Origin of the sequence: Nocardia sp. NPDC058633 (assembly GCF_042717045.1) — a bacterium.
GTDB lineage: Bacteria > Actinomycetota > Actinomycetes > Mycobacteriales > Mycobacteriaceae > Nocardia.
In genome coordinates, this window is the sequence record NZ_JBHXRA010000004.1 from 246,443 (window position 1) to 267,418 (window position 20,976).

Below are 20,976 nucleotides of genomic sequence, written 5' to 3' on the forward strand. Positions count from 1 at the left end.
CGGACCGCGTGGCAGCGGACGAAACATCGACAGCAGCGGGACACCCCATCGCGAGGGTGCTCCCGCTGCTTTCGCCTGCCCACCTCGATCGCGACTTCGACTACCTCGTCCCCGCTGAGCTGGACGATATCGCCCAACCGGGCGTGCGCGTGCGCGTCCGGTTCGCCGGTCGCCTGGTCGACGGCTATCTCCTGGAACGTCTCCCGCACAGCGATCACAACGGCAAGATGATGCCGCTGGAACGGGTCGTTTCCGCGGAACGCGTCCTCACGCCGGAAATCCTGCGGCTGGCCACCGCCGTCGCCACCCGCTATGCGGGCACTCGTGCCGACGTTCTGCGTCTGGCCATCCCGCCGCGCCACGCTCGCACCGAGACCGGCGGTGCCAAGAAGACCGCTGCACCGAAGGCGGTGGCGAAAGGTATCGATACCGAGGATGTTTCGCCGCCGGACGTGCTTGCCGAGGTCGGCATGACGGACCGCGACGGTGCGGACGAGGCAGGGGACCCCGCCGCGGAGGCAAGCAGGGCGGCAGCGGACAAGTCGGACGTGACCGCTGCGGAGGTTCGGCTCGATCCAGCGCCCGAAGCGGGCGGTGCCGCCACCGAATCGCGCGTCGAAGTCGATACCTGCGCGTGGGGTCGGTATGTGCACGGCCCGGCTTTCGTCGACGCGCTGGCGCACGGCAAGGGTGCGCGGGCGGCGTGGCAGGCACTGCCGGGGGAGGATTGGGCGGCGCGGCTGGCGCAGCTGGCGGCGACGGTGGTGGCCGGTGGGCGCAGCGCCGTGTTGATGGTGCCCGATCAACGGGATCTCGATCGTCTACTCGCCGAATGCGTTGCACTGGTCGGTGATTCGGCTGTCGGGCTGTCGGCCGGGTTGGGGCCCGCGGCGCGATACCGGCGGTGGCTGGCGGTCTTGCGTGGGCAGGCACGGGTCGTGGTGGGGACGCGGGCGGCGGTGTTCGCCCCAGCCCGAAACCTCGGGCTGATCGCGATCTGGGACGACGGCGACGACACCTACGCCGAACCGCGGTCACCGTATCCGCACGCGCGCGAGGTGGCGATGCTGCGGGCGCACGAGACCGGCGCCGCCTTCGTCGCCGCCGGTTTCGCGCGGACCGCCGAGATCCAGGCGGTGGTCGAATCCGGTTGGGCGCGTGACCTTCTCGCCGAACGTCAGGTGTTGCGTGAGGTGGCGCCGCGGATCAGCGCACCCGGTGACAGCGATTTCGCGCTGGAACGCGACGCGTTGGCACGGACGGTGCGAATGCCCGGTGTCGCGTTCGCGGCCGCCCGCTCGGCGATCAAGGAGGACGCCGCGGTGCTGGTTCAGGTACCGCGGCGCGGCTATGTTCCGTCGCTGGCCTGCGCGAAGTGTCGCACGCCTGCTCGCTGTCGGCACTGCAACGGTCCCTTGGCACTGCCGCAGTCGGCCGGTGGTGAAGCGGCGAGTCCCCATTGCAAGTGGTGTGGGATCACCGAGGCGGCGTTTCGCTGTCAGGCGTGCGGTGCGCGCGCTCTGCGGGCGACGGTGATCGGCGCGGCCCGGACTGCCGAAGAACTCGGACGCGCCTTCTCCGGGGTGCCGATCCGCGCCTCGGGCGGTGGGGAAGTGCTCGACACGGTCGAACCGGGCGCTCAGGTGGTCGTCGCTACCGTCGGCGCCGAACCGCTCGTGCGCGGTGGCTACGGTGTCGCTCTGCTGCTCGACGGGTGGGCGCTGCTCGGGCGCGCCGACCTGCGCGCGAGTGAGGACACCCTGCGCCGCTGGATGAGCGCCGCGGCGCTGGTGCGACCGCGCGGGCAGGTCATCGTGATGGCCGAACCCTCGCTTCCCACGGTGCAGGCGCTGGTCCGTTGGGACCCGGTCAACCATGCCGCCGCCGAACTCGAAGCCCGCGCCGAGGTCGGCTTCCCGCCCGCGGTCCGGCTCGCCGCCGTCGACGGCACCACCGCGTCGATCGCCGAACTGCTCGATGCCACCACACTTCCCGACGGCACCGAGATTCTGGGTCCCGTCCCCCTGCCGCCCACGGCCCGCAAGCCCTTCTCGGGCGCCGACTCTCCCGCCGAAGTCGAACGCATGCTCCTGCGCGTTCCCCGCTCGGCCGGCGCCCCGCTCGCCCGCGCGCTCACCGCCGCCCAGGCGGTGCGCAGCTCCCATCGCTCCGATGCCCCGCTTCGCGTCCAGATCGACCCGGTCGACATCGGCTGACCTGGTGCCCGGCACTGCGGTCGGGCCGGCATCGCCGACGGTCCCCGATCTATAGTCAGTTGCATGACTGAATCGCGCGCGCAGGTCGGCCCCCAGATCGGGAAGCGGGAACGCCTGGTGCAGGCGGCGACGCGCGTGTTCTACGAGCAGGGCATCGAGAAGACGACGATCGCCGATATCGCGCGTGAGGCCGACGTGCCGGTGGGCAACGTCTACTACTACTTCAAGACCAAGGATCAGTTCATCGCCGCGGTCATCGAGTTGCACGCGCGGGTGCTGTCGGGTGCTGTCGCCGAATTCGCCGATCTCCCGGGGCCCGCCGAGAAGCTGAAGGCGATGGTGTGCAGCTGGGTCGAACAGCGGGAGATGGCAGCACGTTTCGGCTGCCCGACCGGTTCGCTCGCCGCCGAACTCGACAAGCGCGAGGATGCCTTCGGCGGTGAACCCGCGCGCGTGATGGGACTGCTCGTGGAGTGGGCGCGTGAGCAGTTCGCCGCCCTCGGACGCGCCGATGCCGCCGAACTCGCTATCGCCTTCGTCGCCGCTTATCAGGGAATCTCGTTGCTCACCAACACGTTCCGCGACCCGCAGCTGATGGTCACCGAAGGTGCCCGGTTGGAGCGGTGGATCGACGAGCTGGCGCAGGGGCGCGGATAGCTCGTAGTGAGGCCGCTCGTCGATGCGCGTAGTCGCGCCGGCGGTGGCGGTCACGAAGACACGCTGATCGGCGAGGCGCGCAGCGCGGTAGGCGGGGCGCATGCGGATCGGCCGGCGCATCCCGAGCTCGTCACCGATGCGCTCGCGCCCGTATGCGGTCAGTGGGCCTGGTCTGTTTCCAGATCCTCATCGAGACACCGATGGTGCCCAGGCGGTACACCAGCGCCCGCGCGCCGCAGAGTGGCCACCTATCGGCGGGAAGGCCGTACTCGTGGGCCGCGGCGGCGGCGCGATCGGCCTCGGACAGCCTGCCGAAGGACATGTTCCTGCGGCCGGCCGAGCCCGGGGTCGGTGGCCAGTGACAGTGAGGCGACCAGCTCGGCGAATCGAAGGGGCCGGACGGGTCCGACATGGTGGATTCGGATTGCTCCTTGCACTCGATGCATTGTCGATATATCGTCGATAGCGTCAAGAACAACGAGAGAGCTGTAGGAGGCTGTCATGCACAACCAAGAACAACGAGAATTCGGACACTTCCGGCGCGGTCGCGGACCGGGCCCGATGGAATTCGGTCCCGACCGGCAGCAGTTCCGCCACGGCGGACGCCACGGCCACGGCCCCGAGTTCGGACCAGGCTTCGGTCCGGGTTTCGGCCCGGGCTTCGGTCCCGGTTTCGGACGCGGACGCGGCCGCGGCGGTCGTGGCAGGCGTGGTGACGTGCGAGCCGCGGTGCTGCTGTTGCTCGTCGAGCGACCCATGCACGGCTACGAGCTGATCCAGCAGATTCGCGACCGCAGCGACGACATCTGGCGCCCCAGCCCGGGGTCGATCTACCCGGCATTGGCCCAGCTGGAGGACGAGGGCCTGGTGCTCATCGAGAAGGTCGCCGGTCGCAAGACCGCGCAGCTCACCGACGAGGGCAAGGCCTATGTCGAGACCCATCGCGAGGATCTCGGCGACCCGTGGGCCGAGGTCAAACAGGATGTCGGCGCCCAGGCGCTGGACTTGCGCGGACTGGTCGGACAGGTGATGGGCGCGGTCGGTCAGGTGGCCCAGGTCGGCACGGCACAGCAGGCGGCGAAGGCCGCCGAGGTGCTCGCCGAGACGCGTCGGGCGCTGTATCGCATCCTCGCCGAGGACGATGTCACTTCCGAGGGCGACGCAACCCCCGAGAAGTGAGGGCGTCGTGAACGGCCTTCCCGGCGTGCGGTTGTCGGATCCATGGAGTAAATGTTTGGGTCATGGAACAACTGGGAACGTTGTGGGGTTGGGGAAAGTCACGATTGCGCAAGGCGGCGACGGCCACGGTGCTCGCCTGCACGGCGGTGATCGGTGTGTCTTTCGCACCGATCACCGCCGCTGAACCGGCGGGCTATCAACCCGCTGTCGTTCCGATGCAGGCGGGTCCGGCGCAGGCCGATCATCTCGACGCCGCCCATTACATCAATGCCCATCCGAACTCGGTTCCGGTGGGCCTCAACAACTTCGGGTGTACGCCCTCGCCGGAACATCCGCGGCCGATCGTATTGGTGCACGGCACCGACTCGAGTGCGTACTCCGACTGGGCGGGCATCGGGCCGCAGCTGGTCTCGGCCGGCTACTGCGTGTTCGCGCTGAACTACGGCGGGGCACCGGGCGCCGACACCTACGGCACCGAGGACATGCGGATCAGTTTCGCCCAGCTCGCTCAGTTCGTCGACGACGTGCTTCTCGCGACCAAGGCCACCAAGGTCGATCTGGTCGGGTTCTCGCAGGGGGCCAATGTCAGCCGGTTCTACGTCAACAAGCTCGGCGGAGCGCCGAAGGTCGGGACCTGGGTCGGCCTGGCCTCGCCCAGCTACGGCGGTGTCATGTACGGACTGGTGCCGGTGGGTCAGGCCGTTCCGGGAATGATGGACGTCTTCGCCAGAGTCACCTCCACGGCGGCGGTCCAGCAGGCGCAGGGGGAACCGCTGATGGTCGAGCTCAATGCGGGCGGCGACACAGTGGCCGGGGTCCGTTACGTCACCGTGGGTAGCCGGGTCGACGAGATGATCCAGCCCTTCTCCAACATCGCGCTGCGCGGTGCGGGCGCCGAGAACCTCGTCCTGCAGGACCTGTGCGCCGACGACCTGACCGGCCACTTCCACCTGGTCTACGACCCCTTCGTGCAGCAGCTGCTGCAGCGCATCCTCGACCCTGTCGGGGCCCCCGCACCGGTCTGCACGCCGGTCCCGCTCGGCACCGGAATCCCCGAGGTGATCATCGCGGGCAACTCCTGACGGCCGGGCCGGACGGGAGCGCCGCGCCGGGTCACTAGACTGGGACGACCGCAATTCGTCCTTCCCGGGAGCCGCCGTGACCATTCAGCCCGTTCGCCTGTTCGGCGACCCGATCCTGCGTTCGCGTGCCGACGTGGTCACCGAGTTCGGTCCCGACCTCGCCACGCTGGTCGCCGATCTCACCGAGACCATGCACGACGACGGTGGGGTCGGGATGGCCGCGCCGCAGATCGGGGTGGGGCTGCGGGTGTTCGTCTACGACACCGGCGACGCCGCGGGGCACGTGGTGAATCCGGAGTGGTCGGCGATCGGGTCCGACGAACAGGTCGGACCGGAGGGCTGCCTGTCGATTCCCGGCGTGCGTTACGACGTGCGCCGGGCCTCGCGCGTTCGGGTCACCGGGGTCGACGTCACCGGTGCGCCCGTCGAATTCGAGGCCGACGGTCTGCTCGCGCGCTGCGTGCAGCACGAACACGATCACCTCGACGGCGTGCTGTTCATCAGCCGGCTCGAACCGGCCGACCGCAAGGCCGCGATGCGCACCATCCGCGAATCCGACTGGTTCCGCGACGGGATCACCGTGCGCGAATCCAGCGGTGTGGGTGGTGATCGCTGATGCGCCTCGTTTTCGCGGGAACGCCGGAACCCGCGGTGCCGTCGCTGCGCCGGTTGATCGAGAGCGAGGGCCACGAGGTCGTCGCGGTGGTCACCCGGCCCGACGCGGTCGCCGGCCGTGGCCGAAAGATCATGCGCTCGCCGGTCGGGCAGCTCGCCGATGAACACGGCATCCCGGTGTTCACCCCGCGCAAACCGTCCGACCCTGATTTCGTCGCCGCGCTCACCGAGCTCGCGCCGGACTGCTGTCCGGTCGTCGCCTACGGCGCGCTGCTGCCACAGCAAGTGCTCGATATCCCCGCCCACGGCTGGATCAACCTGCACTTCTCGCTGCTGCCCGCCTGGCGGGGGGCGGCTCCCGTGCAGGCGGCCATCGACGCGGGCGACGACATGACCGGTGCGTCGACTTTCCTGATCGAAGCGGGCCTGGACACCGGGCCGGTGTACGGGGTGATGACCGAGAAGATCGGGCTCACCGATACCGCCGGTGAGCTGCTGGGCCGACTGGCCGAGGCGGGCGCCGTGCTGCTGGAGAAAACCCTGGACGGAGTGGAGGACGGGTCGCTGCGAGCGGTTCCGCAATCCCACGACGGCGTGTCCTACGCACCGAAAGTGAGCGTGGAGGCGGGGCGGATCGGGTTCGACGAACCCGCGCTCGCCATCCACCGTCACATCCGCGCCGTCACCCCGGCGCCCGGCGCGTGGACCGAGGTGAACGGGCTGCGCCTCAAACTCGGCCCGGTGGAAACGGTGGAGGAAACCTTGCCCGAACGCGAGATCGAGGTGCGCAAATCCGGCGTCTTCGTCGGAACATCGACCACAGCGGTCCGCCTGGGGCAGGTGCAACCGCCCGGCAAGAAAATGATGAACGCCCTCGACTGGGCCCGTGGTGCTCGTCTGGCCCCCGGCACGGTGATCGGATGAGTGCCTCCGACCGCCGCCGACGTCGCGAAGCCGACGCCGCCAAGGGCATCACCTCGCACGAGCACCGCAAGCCCACCGGGAAAACCGGCGAGCCGCGCGCCGGCGGCTCCCGCGACGACCGCAAGATCACCAGTAAGAACGTCGACGGCGGCTGGGCTGCCAGAGCCGCGAAGGGAACCACCACCCCGCGCGCGGACGGCGACCGGTGGACGGGCCGCGACGACCGCGGCGGCTCCGATCGACCCCGTCGTGACGACCGCGCGGGCGGCAATCGGTCCGGCGCACCCCGCCGCGAAGACGACCGCCCCGGTTTCGGCGGCGCGAACGCCGGGGCACCGGGTCGCGACGCGGCCGAGCAGCGTGGTGACCGTGGTGCGGCAGGACGCTCGGGCACACCGCGGACCGGCGACCGGAGCTCCGATCGTGGCGCTTCGCGTCCCGATCGTGGTGCGCGCGAAGGTGATTCGCGGGGTCGTGGCGCGAGCAGCCGAGATGCCGGTGCGCGTGGTGCGGCACCGGCGGCCAAGGCCGCCACACAGCGTCGGCCCGAGCGGCCCGACCCCAGCGTGCCCAGTCCGCGCAAGCGCCGCGGCGAGCCCGTGGATCCGGCCCGCGAGGTCGCTCTCGATGTCCTCAGGGCGGTGCGCGAGCGCGACGCCTACGCCAACCTCGCATTGCCGAAGCTGTTGCGCGAGCGCAAGATCAGTGGGCGCGACGCGGCCTTCGCGACCGAGCTCACCTACGGCGCCAGCCGCTCGCAGGGACAGCTCGACGCGGTGATCTCGGCCTGCGCGGGGCGCCCGGTCGCCGAGATCGACGGTCCCATCCTCGACATCCTGCGCCTTGGCGTCTATCAGCTGCTGCGAACCCGCACCAGCGCGCACGCCGCCGTCGACACCTCCGTCGACCTGGCCAGTGCCGAATTCGGCCAGGGCCGTGCCGGTTTCGTCAATGCGGTGCTGCGCAGGGCGGGGGAGAAGACCCACGAGCAGTGGATCGCCGAACTGGCCCCCGCCGACCCGGTCGGCAAGCTCGCCTTCGAACACGCGCACCCGAAGTGGATCGCCCAGTCCTTCGCCGACGCACTCGGTGCCCAGGCAGGAGAGCTGGACGAACTGCTGGCCGCCGACGACGAGCGCCCGGTCGTGCACCTGGTCGCGCGGCCCGGCGAGATCACCTCCGAGGAGCTGGCATTGGTCACCGGCGGCGAAGAGGGCCGCTGGTCGCCGTACGCGGTGTACCTCGACGGTGGCGATCCGGGCCTGTTGGAACCGGTCCGCGACGGCATCGCCTCGGTCCAGGACGAGGGCAGTCAGCTCGTCGCGCTCGCCCTGACCCGCGCACCACTGGACGGCGAGGACAGGGGCCGCTGGCTCGACCTCTGCGCGGGCCCCGGCGGCAAGGCGGCCCTGCTCGGCGCACTCGCCGCGATCGACCTGTTCACCGTCGACGCCGTCGAACCGGCCGAGCACCGCGCCGAACTGGTCCGCAAATCCACCCGCAACCTGCCCGTCACCGTGCACGTCGCCGACGGCCGTGACAGTGGCCTGACCCCGGGGTACGACCGCGTTCTGGTCGACGCGCCGTGCACCGGACTCGGTGCCCTGCGGCGCCGACCGGAAGCACGGTGGCGGCGCACCCCGGCCGACGTGGCCGAACTGGTCACGTTGCAGCGTGAACTCCTCACCGCTGCATGGGATCTGGTGCGCCCGGGTGGTGTCGTCGTGTATTCGACCTGCTCACCGCACCTGGCCGAAACAGTGTCGGTGGTCGCCGATTTCGTCCGCCGCACCGGTGCCGAGGAACTCGACAGCCGCCAATTCCTGCCCGGTGTCACCGATCTCGGCGACGGCCCGTCCGCGCAGCTCTGGCCGCATCGCCACGGCACCGACGCCATGTTCCTGGCCACCCTGCGCAAGAAGTAGAACCCGCGCGAACACACGGCGCCGCTCCCATGGCGGGAGCGGCGCCGTTCCATTCGTCCAAGCGGGTGGCCGGAGCCGAGGAGGAGAATCGGCGTATGGCGATGACGTGGGAGCAGGTGGTGGCGGCGGCGACGGCGCTGCCGGGTGTGGAGGAAGGCACCTGGTGGCGTGGCCCCGGCCTGAAAGTGGGTGGAAAGAGCTTCGCGCGACTACGTGTCGAGGCGGAGGGCGGCCTTGTCCTGCTCTGTGAACTCACGGAGAAGGAGGCACTGCTGGCGTCCGGAGATCCGGCGTTCTACACGACGCCGCACTACGACGGGTACCCCTACATCCTCATCGATCTGGCCGTGGTCGATCCGCAACAGCTCGACGAACTGATCGACAGCGCCTGGTGGCTGCGCGCGCCCGCGAAACTGCGGCGCGCCAGACAGGGCGCGTAGGGACTCCGTTGTCCCGATCGTGTCAGTCCCGTTCGGACAGCTCACGCAGGCGCGCCAGGGTTTTCGCGAGAATGCGCGACACGTGCATCTGCGAGATCCCCAGCTGCGAGGCGATCTGAGTCTGTGTCATCGACTCGAAGAACCGCATGGTCAGAATGCGGCGCTCACGTTCGGGCAGGCCCGCCAGCAGGGGCCGCACCGCGATGTACTCCTCGACCCGGTCGAACTGCGATTCCTCCTCGCCGAGGGTGTCGAGCAGCGACGCGTCGCTGTCGCGTCCGATCGAGGCCGCGTCGATCGAGGTCGGCTGGTAGGCGTTGCCCGCGATGACCGCCTGGGTGACCTCGTCGGGATCGACATCGAGTTCGGCGGCGATCTCCTTGGCGGTGGGGGAGCGCCCCAGCCGCTGCGACAGCTGGTCCACCGCGGCACCGATGCGCAGGTGGGTTTCCTTGACGCGCCGCGGAACCCGCATCGCCCAGGTGTTGTCGCGGAAATAGCGCCGGACCTCGCCCATGATCGTCGGCACCGCGAAGGACAGGAAGTTCGAGCCGCGGCTCAGGTCGAACCGGTCCACCGCGTGCACCAGGCCGACCCGAGCCACCTGCGACAGATCGTCGAACGGTTCACCGCGACCGCTGAACTTGCGCGCGATGTGGTCGGCCAAGGGAATGCAGCGGTTGATCAGTGCGTCGCGCGCCACCGCGTGCGCCACACTGCCCGGCTCGGTCGCGGCCAGGCGCTCGAACAACGCGCTGACGTCGTCGTACCCGGACACCGGCGCCGGTGTTTCGGTCTCGTCCTCGAGGATTTCCGGTTCGAGGGATTCCTTGTCCGGTTCGGCGGCCTTGTCGGAATCCGCGGCAGGGGAGTCTGTTTTGCCGGGTTCGCTGGGGTGGTGCTGGTCGGGCTTGTCTTCCGCGCCGTGCACTACGCCTTCCCCCGCACCCGACGGAATCGGACTGTCGTCGGATGCCCGGACAAGGTCGGGTCGAAATCCTGCTGCTCAGCGGTCACTTCGTCGCACAGCGTACGCAGCACATGCCACCCGAAGCTGCGTTGATCCGGCATGCCCTGCGTCGCCGCGACACCGTCGACACGCACCTGCAGTTCGGTATCACCGACGAGGAATTCGCAGGTGAGAAGCGTATCCGGGGCGGCGATCGCGATGAGTGTCGAACACACTTCGTCCACGGCGAGGCGAACGTCGGCTACCTCGTCGAGGGTGAAATCACTGAGTAGTACCAGTGTTTCGGCCAGTCCGCGCACGATTGGCAGCTGCGTCAGCTGGGCTGCCACACGAATCTCCACCGGGGCGCCGAAGGGCCCATGTTCCGCCGAAAAATTGGTCACCCTGAGAAGGCTACCCATAACCCGGCAGGGCAATCACCATGGCCGTCGCTACACTGGCGCGCTGTGTCCACTCCGACGTTCTCCCGTCCGTCCCAGCCGATGATCGCCCCGTCGATCCTGTCCGCGGACTTCGCGAATCTCGCCGCCGAAGCCGCCGCCGTCGAAGGGTGCGACTGGCTGCACGTCGACGTCATGGACGGCCACTTCGTGCCGAACCTCACACTGGGTCTGCCGATCGTGCAGAGCCTGCTGAAGGCTACCGACATCCCGTTCGACTGCCACCTGATGATCGAGGATCCGGGCCGCTGGGCCCCGAGCTACGCCGAGGCGGGCGCCTACAACGTCACCATTCACGCCGAGGCGACCGATGACCCGATCGCGGTGGCGCGTGACATCCGCGCCGCGGGTGGCCGGGCCGGGCTGTCGGTGAAGCCGAACACCCCCATCGAGCCGTACCTGGAAATCCTGCGCGAGTTCGACACCCTGCTGGTGATGAGCGTAGAACCCGGTTTCGGCGGGCAGTCGTTCATTCCCGGCGTGCTGGAGAAGGCGCGGATCGTGCGCAATCTGGTCGACTCGGGCGAATTGCGGCTGGTCGTCGAAATCGACGGCGGCATCAACGATGACACCATCGAGCAGGCCGCCGCGGCCGGGATCGATTGCTTCGTGGCCGGGTCCGCCGTCTACAACACCGCCGATCCCGGTGCCGCCGTGCAGACCCTGCGCACGCTGGCCGCGTCGGCCTGGTCGGTGTAGTTACAGGGAGCGGAGTTTGCGGGTGCCCAGCGCCCGTGCCGCTTCGATGACCGCCTGCACCGGCGGCCGATGGTCGCCGGAGTCGGGTTCCTGCACCCAGGTGCGGTAGCGGGTGCGTTCGTCGTCGGGGGAGGGCAGCACGATCTGGCTGCCCGCGCAGGCCACGGTCGCGTAGAGACGGAACAGTTCGGCCGACGCGGTCGGGGTGAGGGCGTCGGATCGGCACGGGCCGGTGAGGAACGTCCAGCGCCGGGCGCGGGGGTGATCGACGACCGGACCCGCGATCGCGGCCTCGCGCAACCGAGCCTGCACTCGCTCGCCCAGCTCGCCGGGCATGGTCACCGCGCCGTAGTGCGCGCCGATCTGGAGCAGAATGCGGCGGGAGTCGACATCGATCACGGCCGGTAGATGCAGCTCACGCCGATATCGCACGCAGCGCATTTCCAGCGTCGAATCGATCAATGTGCTCACGCGGCACCCCCACATGTAGCGAACCTGTTGTGACCCACAGTGTTGTCTTCCTGGAGTGGTGGACTATCCCTGGGGCGAACTCCCGGTAGCGGTAGTGCTCCGGGCGGCGAAGTCGGGCGAACCCGCAGTTCCAGGCCCCGACATCTGGTTGAACAGCAGGAATCGTTGACGTAACAATATTGCGTCGATGGCGCGCCGGACGCAAGCATTCCACTCACCGTGTTTCCAGTTCGTAATGGCGGGTAATGACAGGTTAAGGCTGCCGGATGAATGCCGGGGACCGGTTCGCCGAAAATTGGATTGAACGACAACCGCCGGATTGATTAACGGTGGTGTTCTGTCATGTCGATACACCTTTGCCGCCGAATCGGTGCGTGACCGCTCGCTGTCGGTGACCGAGTGCTGCCCGCGGTCGGGTTCGGCCCCCACCCCGGGCTCACCGGTCGCGCTACTAGGCTGTGCGACGAGTCGGTCGGCCGCGCGGGAATAGCGGTCACCCACCTGCTGTTGGGCCCAACGGGTACAGATGACGCGACAAGGGAGTCAGGCATGTTCACAGGGATCGTCGAGGAGCTCGGCGAGATCGTGGCCACCGAAGCGCTGACCGACGCCGCCCGGCTGACGATCCGCGGCAAGTTGGTGACTTCGGATGCCGGACACGGCGATTCGATCGCGGTCAACGGTGTGTGTCTCACCGTCGTCGAGGTGGTCGAGGGCGACAGCTTCACCGTCGACGTCATGGACGAGACACTGAAGCGGTCGAGCATCGGCGGCCTGGTCCCCGGATCGCCGGTGAACCTCGAACGTGCGGCCGCGCTGAACAGCCGCCTGGGCGGGCACCTCGTGCAGGGCCACGTCGACGGCACCGGCACCGTTGTGCGCCGCACCCCGTCGGAGAACTGGGAGGTCGTGCGGATCTCGCTGCCGGATGCCATCGCGCGCTATGTGGTGGAGAAGGGCTCGATCACCGTCGACGGTGTCTCCCTCACCGTTTCGGGTCTCGGTATCGACGACGAACCCGGTGCCGACGGAAGCCGTGATTGGTTCGAGGTCTCCCTGATCCCGACCACCCTCGCCCTGACCGTCCTGGGCACCGCTCCGGTCGGCGCCACCGTGAACCTCGAGGTGGACGTCATCGCCAAGTACGTGGAACGTCTCGCCCAGCGAGGGTGACACCGATCGGTGCCGGGCCTCATAGAACATCCTGACGCCGTAATGTAGGAAGTCATTGCCATCCCCAGGGCAGTTTCTCGGCCGCCTCGATCTGGACCGACCAGAGAGTGCGACGAAGGAGTGCCCGCCGGGAGGGAAGATCGAGGCCCACCGGGCCGAGAAACTCGCGGCCCCGGCCGCCGAATATACGGAGCAAGCAGACGTGACCAGGTTGGACAGCATCGAGCGCGCGGTCGCCGATATCGCGGCCGGCAAGGCTGTTGTCGTCATCGACGACGAGGACCGGGAGAACGAAGGCGATCTCATCTTCGCGGCCGAGAAGGCCACCCCGGAGTTGGTCGCGTTCATGATCCGCTACACCTCCGGTTACATCTGTGTGCCGCTGACCGCCGACGATTGCGACCGGCTCGGCCTGCCGCCCGCGTACGCGATGAATCAGGACAAGCACGGCACCGCCTACACCGTCTCGGTGGACGCGCGCGAGGGCATCACCACCGGCATCTCCGGCGCCGACCGCGCCGTCACCATGCGCCTGTTGGCCAGTGCCGAAGCCAAGGCCGACGAGTTCACCCGGCCCGGGCACGTGGTGCCGTTGCGTGCCAAGGACGGTGGCGTGCTGCGCAGGCCCGGCCACACCGAGGCCGCGGTCGATCTGGCCCGGATGGCCGGGTTGCGTCCGGCGGGCGTGATCTGCGAGATCGTCAGCCAGAAGGACGACGGGCACATGGCCCGCACCGACGAGCTGCGCGTGTTCGCCGACGAGCACAACCTGGCGATGATCTCGATCGCCGACATGATCGCGTGGCGGCGCAAGCACGAGAAGCATGTCGTGCGGGTCGCCGAGGCCCGTATCCCGACCGCGCACGGTGAATTCAAGGCCGTGGGCTATCAGAGCATCTTCGACGAGGCCGAGCACGTCGCGCTGGTGCGCGGTGACATCGGCGACGGCGAGGACGTGCTGGTGCGCGTGCACTCGGAGTGCTTGACCGGCGATGTCTTCGGTTCGCTGCGCTGCGATTGCGGACCGCAACTGGACGCGGCGCTCGAGATGGTCGATCTGGAGGGTCGCGGCGTCGTCCTCTACATGCGCGGGCACGAAGGGCGTGGCATCGGCCTGATGCACAAGCTGCAGGCCTACCAGTTGCAGGACACCGGCCGCGACACCGTCGACGCCAACCTCGATCTCGGGCTGCCCGCCGACGCCCGTGACTACGGCACCGGCGCGCAGATCCTGGTCGACCTCGGTATCCGCTCGATGCGGCTGCTCACCAACAACCCGGCCAAGCGGGTCGGTCTCGACGGCTACGGCCTCGCGATCACCGACCGCGTCCCGATGCCGTTGCGCGCCAATGCCGAGAACCTGCACTACCTGCGCACCAAGCGCGATCGGATGGGCCACGACCTGGTCGGCCTCGACGATCTCGATCTCGGCGAAACCGCGCAGTGACCACCACTTCCGAAAGGCGGCAACGATGAGCGGCACAGGTGTTCCGACCTTCGCCTTGGCTCAGGCCAAAGACATCAAACTCGGCATCGTCGCCTCGCGCTGGCACACCGAGATCTGCGACACCCTCGTGGCGAATGCCGAGCGCGTGGCACAAGAGGCCGGCGTCGAGCATGTGACCGTGGTGCGCTGCGCCGGGGCGATGGAACTGCCGGTCGTCGCGCAGGAGTTGGCCCGCACCCATGACGCCGTGGTGGCGTTGGGTGTGGTGATCCGTGGTGGCACACCGCATTTCGAGTACGTGTGTGACGCGGTGACGGCCGGGCTGACCCGAGTGTCGCTCGACGCGGCGACCCCGGTCACCAACGGTGTGCTCACCACCGACGACGAGGACCAGGCTCGTGATCGGGCCGGGCTGCCCGGTTCGGCGGAGGACAAGGGCGAGCAGGCCTGTGCCGCCGCACTCGACGCCGCGCTCACCTTGCGCGCGCTGCGATCGGCGTAGCCGTGCCGGTGGTGCGTACGTGGCGGCGCGGTGCTCCTGAGCCCGACACGGATTGGGAACTCGAAGTGCGTCCGCGCCGCGCGACCCGGACCGCCATCGTGGTCGCCATCGTCATCGTGGTCGCTTTCACGGCAGGTGGGCTGCTGCTGCGGACCGGGTCGACCGGGGTGAACTTCCGGGTCGCCGATCAGGTCGCGATGATTCTGATCGGGGTGCTCGGCGCGGGCGCCGTACTGATGCTCACCCGCCCGCGTGTGCGAGCGGGTAGTCCAGGCGTGGCAGTACGCAACATCCTCGGGGAGCAGGTGTACCCGTGGGCCTACATCCGCGGAGTGTCGTTCCCCGATCGCAAGTCGTGGGCACGCCTGGAACTGGCCGACGACGACTACGTCCCGCTGCTGGCGATCCGGTCCAACGACAAGTCGCACGCCGCGGACGCCATCGAGCGGGTGCGCGAACTCGGCGCCCGCTACGCCCCGTGGGACTGAGGCGGGCGCCCGCCATGCCCCGCGGAGGGTGAGCGCGGGCGCCCACCGCTCAGCGGGTGTCGCCGAGGACCGCTCCCTCGCGTCGCGGATCCGCGCCGCCGATCCAGCCGTCCTTACCGTTGTGCTGCAGCGCGCTGAGCCCGCTGGACTGCGGCGCGACCGACACCTGGTGACCCATCGCGCGCAGTTTTTCGACCAGCGGATCGCGGTCGCCGTTGTCGGTGGCGTCGACAGCGGGGTGTTCACCGCCGATGCCGGTGACGGGCGTATTGCCTGCCCCGAAGGACACCCCGGACACTGCCTGTTGCGGATCGAGGCCCCAATCCAGCGTGTTGACCAGTGTCTTCACCACGAACTGGATGATCACCGAACCGCCGGGTGAACCGGTGACGAGCTTCAGCTCGCCACGGTCGCCCTGGTCGTTTCGATCGAACACCAGGGTCGGGGCCATCGAACTTCGCGGACGCTTGTTGGGCTGGAGACGGTTGGCCACCGGGGTGCCGTCGGGGTCGACGGGGTCGGCGGCGAAGTCGGTGAGCTGATTGTTGAGGACGAACCCGTCGACGAGATGGAACGACCCGAACGCCGATTCGACCGTGGTGGTCATCGCGGCGGCGTTGCCGTACTTGTCGACGACCGAGATGTGGCTGGTGCCGTGCTCGGGCGGCTGCGGGCCGTTGCCGAGGGGCACCGGGCCGAGGTTGCCGGGCTGGGCGGTGCCCATGCTGCGCTGGGGGTCGATCAGCGTCGACCGTTCCGCGAGATACTGCGGGTGGACCAGCGCGAGAGCTGAATTGCCGGGCAGCGGAACGAAATCCGGGTCGGCGACGTATTTGTTGCGGTCGGCGTAGGCCAGTCGCTCGGCCTCGGCGATCAGGTGCACGGCCTGCGCGTCGGGGCGCCCGCCGTTGGCGTCGAGTTCCTGGGGGCCCATCGCGGGCAGGTCGAAGTTGGCGAGAATGCCCAGCGTCGCGGCCACGGTGCTACCGCCCGACGACGGTGCGGGCATGCCACACAGCTCGAATTTGCGATAGCCGGTGCACAGTGCCGTGCGCTTCTTGGCCTCGTAGTTCGCCAGATCGGACGTGGTGAGCGAACTCGGCGTGCGCCCACCCGCGGTGCTGCCCGCTGCCTCGACGATGTCCTGGGCGATGGCGCCGCTGTAGAAGGCATCCGCACCGTCGGTCGCGATCGCGGACAGCGTTTTCGCCAGCGCCGGATTGGTGAGGACGGTGCCGGACTTCTTGGGCGATCCGTCGGGTTCGAGGAAATAGCCGCGCGCGGCCTCGTCGGCGGCCAGGTCTTTCGCGGATTCGGCGATCTGCCCGGCCAGTCGCGGGCTGATCTCGAAACCGCTGTCGGACAGGCTGATCGCGGGATCGAACAGCTCCTTCCAGGCGCTCATCCCGTGTTCTCGATGCGCGAGTTCGAGCATCCGCAGCACCCCGGGCACGCCGATCGAGCGGCCGCTGGCGCGGGTGTTCGGCGCGGGCTCGGTGCGGTCGGTATCGCTGACCCAGCGCAGATAGTTCTCGGTGGCCGCGGCGGGCGCGGTTTCGCGGCCGTCATAGGTGTCGACCGTGCGCGACTTCGCGTCGTAATGCACCAAGAACGCACCGCCGCCGATGCCGGACGCCTGCGGTTCGACCAGTCCGAGCATCGCCTGCGCGGTGACCAGCGCGTCGGTGGCGGTGCCGCCCGCCCGCAGCACCCGGCAGGCGGCCTCCGTGGCGATCGGATTGGCGGTCGACACCGCGTAGGTGGTGGTGCGCACCGCCGTCATCTCCGCGCGGTATCCCGATGCGATCTCGGGGTTGGTGCTGAGGTTCTGCGAGGTCGGCGCACCCCCACCGGTGGCGGGCGCCGCGGACACCGGAGTGCCGTTGGGCGTGCTCGTACACTCGGCAGCCGTCTTCTCATCTGTCGAACAACCGGCCAGTACCCCCACCGCGAGCACTGCGGCCGTCGTGGCCCCGATCCACGTCCGTCGCCTTGGCGTCATACAGGCAGGGTAACGCGCCGTGCCGACACGATTCGATCTTTTTCCGCCCGGATGCCCACCGCCGACTCCGGCCACGACGGCGACACGCGGATGACGTGCACGCGAATCCTGGGTTCTGCGACCGAATTCCGCCAGGCGCCCGGCCGGCCCCTGGCTACCCTGGCTGACATGGACATCGACGCAGTGCTGTTCGACTACTCGGGCACGGTCTTCCGTTTGGAGGACGACCGCACCTGGGCCGACGAACTCGTCGGCGACGACGGAGCACCGTTCGACGTCGCGGCGAAAGCCGAAGTGCTGCGGCGGATGACGGCCCCGGTCGAACAGTTCATGACCTTCGACGCGGCAGGCCAACACGCCTGGGACAACCGCGATCTCGACCCCGCCCTGCACCGGCACGCCTACCTGGAAGTGCTGCGCGGCTCCGGCGTCCCCGACGCCCAGGCGACACGCCTGTACGAACGCCTCATCGACCCACTCACCTGGACCCCGTACCCCGACACCGGAACGGTCCTGGAATCGCTTGCCGCCCAGGGTATTCCGGTCGGCATCGTCAGCAACATCGCCTTCGACATCCGCCCCGCCTTCGCGAAACACGGGTGGACGGACCTGATCGGCGCGATGACCCTGTCCTACGAAGTGGGCGCCATCAAACCGAACCCGCGGATCTTCCGCGACGCCATCGATCGCCTCGGCGTCGACCCCGCACGGGTCCTCATGATCGGTGACAGCACCGAAGCCGACGGCGGCGCCACCACGCTCGGCGCTCGCTTCGCCCTCGTCGACGCGGTCCCCACCACCGATCGCCCGCGCGCCCTCATCGACGCACTCGCCGCACACGGCATCCGGACCGCCGACTGACGACAACGCTGTCGGGTGTCGTGGGGTGAACGGCTCGACCCGGCGGGGCTCCCTGCGCTCGACCGCCTCGCCGGCTGTCCACGTCGAGGAACGGCACGATCACGGCCGACTGGGAAACTCCCGGGAGCGGCGATGCATTCATCGCGCTGGGAACGCCCGCAGCTCGGCCGACCCAGGTCCTGCCGATCGCCCAGTCGATGTGCGGGTCAGCGCTCGCGGGTGAACCAGGCGCGGGCCGAAGGACGCAGGAGCATCCCGGCGACCGCGCCGTTGGCGACGACGCCGACCACGCCCGGCGGCAGTCCGGTGAGGATGCCCGTCGAGGACACGAGCAATGCCAGCACCGCGACCCCGATCGCGGCCTTGCGGACCAGATCACGGCCCTGCCCGAACAACAACACCAGCGGGACCAGGGCGAAGCTCGGCAGATACCCGGCGAGCAGCGCGCCGAGCGAGCCGCCCAGCGCCACCGTGATCACGATCAGCACCACCCCGACAGCGGCGGCGACCGCCGCGATCAGCCGAGCCCCGCGCACCGCGGCGGGCATGACCCCGTGCGGGGTCGCCTCGTCGTCGTACAGGTCGTCGCCGGTGTGGGGCAGGGCAGCTGCGTTGCTCATCGGACGTCCTTTCAGGCGCAGGATCCGCGCACCCACGCTACACAGCCCGATTCCCGGTCGGTCTCGCGCGCCTGACGAGACCGGCGTACTTCGACGTTGCCCGGTCGGCGGGCCACTGCGCGAGCCTCGGCGGTGCGGACCTGTCGGAGCGCCTGGCTAGGCTGGATGGGTGGCAGATCCCGCAACCTACCGGCCGGCGCCGGGCACGATTCCCGTCGAACCCGGTGTGTACAAGTTCCGGGACGTGCACGGGCGGGTCATCTATGTCGGCAAGGCGAAGAGCCTGCGCAGTCGGCTGAATTCCTACTTCGCCGATGTGTACTCGCTGCATCCGCGCACCAAGCAGATGGTGACCACGGCGGCCGCTGTCGAGTGGACGGTGGTGTCCACCGAGGTGGAGGCGCTGCAGCTCGAGTACAACTGGATCAAGGAATTCGATCCGCGGTTCAATGTGCGCTACCGCGACGACAAGACCTACCCGGTGCTCGCGGTAACCCTCAACGAGGAGTACCCCCGGCTGTTCGTCTACCGCGGTGCCCGCAAGAAGGGCGTGCGCTACTTCGGCCCCTACGCCCACGCCTGGGCCATCCGGGAGACCCTGGACCTGTTGCTGCGGGTGTTTCCCGCCCGTACCTGTTCCAACGGGGTCTTCAAGCGGCACAGTCAGATCGGTCGCCCCTGCCTGCTCGGCTACATCGACAAATGCTCCGCGCCGTGCGTGGGCCGGGTCAGCGCCGACGAGCACCGCCAGATCGTCGAGGACTTCTGCGACTTCCTTTCCGGCAAGACCGACAAGATGGTGCGCGCGCTCGAACGCCGCATGCACGAGGCCGCCGAAGATCTGGATTTCGAGAACGCCGCCCGTCTGCGCGACGACGTGCAGGCACTGCGCCGCGCACTCGAGAAGCAGGCCGTCGTGCTCGGCACCGGCACCGACGCCGACGTGATCGCCTTCGCCACCGACGAACTCGAAGCCGCGGTCCAGATCTTCCACGTTCGCGACGGACGCGTGCGCGGCCAGCGTGGCTGGGTCGTCGACAAATCCGGCGACGCCCTCGATGTCGCGGAATCGGGCACGGAACTCGCGGCCCTGGTCGAACAGTTCCTCACCCAGTTCTACGGCGAACAGGCCGCCATGGCCGACCAGAACGGGGATGCCGCGATCGTCGTCCCGCGCGAAGTGCTGGTGCCCGAACTGCCCGCCGACGCCGAGGAGGTCGGGCAGTGGCTCAGCGAGATGCGCGGCTCCGCGGTCTCGCTGCGCATCCCGCAGCGCGGTGACAAGAAGTCGCTCGCCGAGATGGTGCAGCGCAACGCCGCCGAGGCGCTGGCCCAGCACAAGCTCCGCCGCGCCGGTGACCTCACCTCGAGATCGCAAGCGCTACAAGACATTCAAGACGCGCTCGAGCTCGACAGCGCTCCGCTGCGGATCGAATGCGTCGACATCAGCCACGTGCAGGGCACCGACGTGGTCGCCTCGCTGGTGGTCTTCGAAGACGGCTTGGCCCGCAAGTCCGACTACCGCCACTACGCGATCAAGGAAGCCGCGGGCGACGGCCGCTCCGACGACGTCGGCAGCATCGCCGAGGTGACCCGCCGTCGCTTCGCCCGCCTGGCCCGCGACCGCGAACAACCCGTCGAGATCGAACCCGTCGAGATCGAACCCGACGAGGTCGACGAACCCGCCTCACGCCCCGGCATCGATCCCACCACCGGCCGACCACGCCGCTTCGCCTACCCGCCCAACCTCTATGTCGTCGACGGCGGCGCACCGCAGGTCGCCGCCGCGGCCGAGGTCCTGGACGAACTCGGCATCACCGACGTCGCGGTGATCGGCCTGGCCAAGCGCCTCGAAGAAGTATGGGTGCCCGGCGAAGTCGACCCGGTGATCATGCCGCGCAACAGCGAGGCACTGTTCCTGTTGCAACGCGTGCGCGACGAGGCCCACCGCTTCGCCATCACGTTTCATCGCAGCAAACGTTCACGTCGGATGACCGCATCGGCGCTGGACTCGGTACCCGGCCTCGGCGAGACCAGGCGCACAGCCTTGGTCACCCACTTCGGCTCGGTGGCCAGAATCAAGGACGCGACGGTCGAGGAAATCACCTCGGTGCCCGGAATCGGGGTCTCGACGGCGAAAGCGGTGCTCGCGGCACTCAACAGTCCGTAGCCGCCGACGGGTCGGGATCACAAGACGCAACATTGCGTGTGCCGTACGTTGTGTGTCTGCGCCCGATACCCGAACCGGTGCGGGATGATCGAAAG

General features: G+C 69.0%; 20 protein-coding genes. 15 read left to right on the forward strand and 5 right to left on the reverse strand.

What is annotated here, in order from left to right:
- Window positions 1-8: 8 nt before the first annotated feature.
- The 8 genes from ACFWUR_RS07000 (at window position 9) to ACFWUR_RS07035 (ending at window position 9,038) form a co-directional block, all read left to right on the forward strand.
- The gene (locus tag ACFWUR_RS07000; protein WP_378903138.1) at window positions 9-2,216 is read left to right on the forward strand and encodes a primosomal protein N'; all 2,208 of its coding nucleotides are present in this window, start codon (window positions 9-11) and stop codon (window positions 2,214-2,216) included.
- 63 nt (window positions 2,217-2,279) lie between these two features.
- Window positions 2,280-2,873, forward strand: coding sequence for a TetR/AcrR family transcriptional regulator (locus ACFWUR_RS07005; protein WP_378903140.1), 594 nt, complete (start codon window positions 2,280-2,282; stop codon window positions 2,871-2,873).
- A gap of 501 nt (window positions 2,874-3,374) precedes the next feature.
- Window positions 3,375-4,052, forward strand: a complete 678-nt coding sequence (locus ACFWUR_RS07010; RefSeq protein ID WP_378903143.1) for a PadR family transcriptional regulator — start codon at window positions 3,375-3,377, stop codon at window positions 4,050-4,052.
- Between the two features lie 62 nt (window positions 4,053-4,114).
- Window positions 4,115-5,134 carry an esterase/lipase family protein gene (locus ACFWUR_RS07015; RefSeq protein ID WP_378903146.1) on the forward strand — a complete coding sequence of 340 codons (1,020 nt, stop codon included), beginning with the start codon at window positions 4,115-4,117 and terminating at the stop codon, window positions 5,132-5,134.
- Window positions 5,135-5,210: 76 nt separating this feature from the next.
- Window positions 5,211-5,750: a peptide deformylase gene (gene def, locus ACFWUR_RS07020; RefSeq protein WP_378903149.1), complete on the forward strand. Its 540-nt coding sequence runs from the start codon at window positions 5,211-5,213 to the stop codon at window positions 5,748-5,750.
- Window positions 5,750-6,673: a methionyl-tRNA formyltransferase gene (gene fmt / locus ACFWUR_RS07025; RefSeq protein ID WP_378903152.1), complete on the forward strand. Its 924-nt coding sequence runs from the start codon at window positions 5,750-5,752 to the stop codon at window positions 6,671-6,673. The genes def and fmt overlap by 1 nt, the downstream gene beginning before the upstream one ends.
- A 566-nt stretch (window positions 6,674-7,239) precedes the next feature.
- Window positions 7,240-8,598, forward strand: a complete 1,359-nt coding sequence (locus ACFWUR_RS07030; RefSeq protein ID WP_378903457.1) for an RsmB/NOP family class I SAM-dependent RNA methyltransferase — start codon at window positions 7,240-7,242, stop codon at window positions 8,596-8,598.
- A 95-nt stretch (window positions 8,599-8,693) separates the two neighbouring features.
- Window positions 8,694-9,038 (forward strand): MmcQ/YjbR family DNA-binding protein, encoded by a 345-nt coding sequence (locus tag ACFWUR_RS07035; protein ID WP_378903460.1) that lies wholly within the window; start codon window positions 8,694-8,696, stop codon window positions 9,036-9,038.
- A 22-nt stretch (window positions 9,039-9,060) separates the two neighbouring features.
- Here the strand turns inward: ACFWUR_RS07035 and ACFWUR_RS07040 are convergent, their stop codons facing one another.
- Complete coding sequence (locus tag ACFWUR_RS07040) at window positions 9,061-9,969, reverse strand: RNA polymerase sigma factor SigF (protein WP_378903155.1); 909 nt, start codon at window positions 9,967-9,969, stop codon at window positions 9,061-9,063.
- Window positions 9,969-10,391, reverse strand: coding sequence for an ATP-binding protein (locus tag ACFWUR_RS07045; RefSeq protein WP_378903158.1), 423 nt, complete (start codon window positions 10,389-10,391; stop codon window positions 9,969-9,971). Before ACFWUR_RS07045 ends, ACFWUR_RS07040 begins: the two co-directional genes overlap by 1 nt.
- A gap of 99 nt (window positions 10,392-10,490) precedes the next feature.
- Between ACFWUR_RS07045 and rpe the strand changes: the two genes are divergently transcribed.
- A complete protein-coding gene (gene rpe / locus ACFWUR_RS07050) occupies window positions 10,491-11,147 on the forward strand; it encodes a ribulose-phosphate 3-epimerase (RefSeq protein WP_378903463.1) in 657 nt (218 codons plus the stop codon).
- Here the strand turns inward: rpe and ACFWUR_RS07055 are convergent, their stop codons facing one another.
- Window positions 11,148-11,618, reverse strand: coding sequence for a hypothetical protein (locus ACFWUR_RS07055; RefSeq protein WP_378903161.1), 471 nt, complete (start codon window positions 11,616-11,618; stop codon window positions 11,148-11,150).
- Window positions 11,619-12,167: 549 nt separating this feature from the next.
- Here ACFWUR_RS07055 and ACFWUR_RS07060 point away from each other — a divergent pair.
- The 4 genes from ACFWUR_RS07060 to ACFWUR_RS07075 all read left to right on the forward strand — a co-directional run bounded on the left by ACFWUR_RS07060 (window position 12,168) and on the right by ACFWUR_RS07075 (window position 15,228).
- Window positions 12,168-12,791, forward strand: a complete 624-nt coding sequence (locus ACFWUR_RS07060) for a riboflavin synthase (protein ID WP_378903164.1) — start codon at window positions 12,168-12,170, stop codon at window positions 12,789-12,791.
- Window positions 12,792-12,993: 202 nt separating this feature from the next.
- Window positions 12,994-14,238 (forward strand): bifunctional 3,4-dihydroxy-2-butanone-4-phosphate synthase/GTP cyclohydrolase II, encoded by a 1,245-nt coding sequence (locus ACFWUR_RS07065; protein ID WP_378903167.1) that lies wholly within the window; start codon window positions 12,994-12,996, stop codon window positions 14,236-14,238.
- A 25-nt stretch (window positions 14,239-14,263) separates the two neighbouring features.
- Complete coding sequence (gene ribH / locus ACFWUR_RS07070; protein WP_378903170.1) at window positions 14,264-14,740, forward strand: 6,7-dimethyl-8-ribityllumazine synthase; 477 nt, start codon at window positions 14,264-14,266, stop codon at window positions 14,738-14,740.
- 2 nt (window positions 14,741-14,742) lie between these two features.
- Window positions 14,743-15,228 (forward strand): PH domain-containing protein, encoded by a 486-nt coding sequence (locus ACFWUR_RS07075; RefSeq protein ID WP_378903173.1) that lies wholly within the window; start codon window positions 14,743-14,745, stop codon window positions 15,226-15,228.
- A 49-nt stretch (window positions 15,229-15,277) separates the two neighbouring features.
- On the opposite strand, the gene ACFWUR_RS07080 is transcribed toward ACFWUR_RS07075, so the two are convergent.
- Window positions 15,278-17,230 (reverse strand): gamma-glutamyltransferase family protein, encoded by a 1,953-nt coding sequence (locus tag ACFWUR_RS07080; protein ID WP_378903176.1) that lies wholly within the window; start codon window positions 17,228-17,230, stop codon window positions 15,278-15,280.
- A gap of 168 nt (window positions 17,231-17,398) precedes the next feature.
- On the opposite strand from ACFWUR_RS07080, the gene ACFWUR_RS07085 reads away from it, so the two are divergent.
- Window positions 17,399-18,091, forward strand: a complete 693-nt coding sequence (locus tag ACFWUR_RS07085; RefSeq protein ID WP_378903179.1) for an HAD family hydrolase — start codon at window positions 17,399-17,401, stop codon at window positions 18,089-18,091.
- Window positions 18,092-18,297: 206 nt separating this feature from the next.
- On the opposite strand, the gene ACFWUR_RS07090 is transcribed toward ACFWUR_RS07085, so the two are convergent.
- On the reverse strand, window positions 18,298-18,711 hold the full coding sequence (locus tag ACFWUR_RS07090; protein ID WP_378903182.1) for a hypothetical protein: 414 nt from the start codon (window positions 18,709-18,711) through the stop codon (window positions 18,298-18,300).
- A 169-nt stretch (window positions 18,712-18,880) separates the two neighbouring features.
- On the opposite strand from ACFWUR_RS07090, the gene uvrC reads away from it, so the two are divergent.
- Entirely contained in the window at window positions 18,881-20,881 is a 2,001-nt protein-coding gene (gene uvrC, locus ACFWUR_RS07095; RefSeq protein WP_378903185.1) for an excinuclease ABC subunit UvrC, read from the forward strand.
- Window positions 20,882-20,976: the final 95 nt, after the last annotated feature.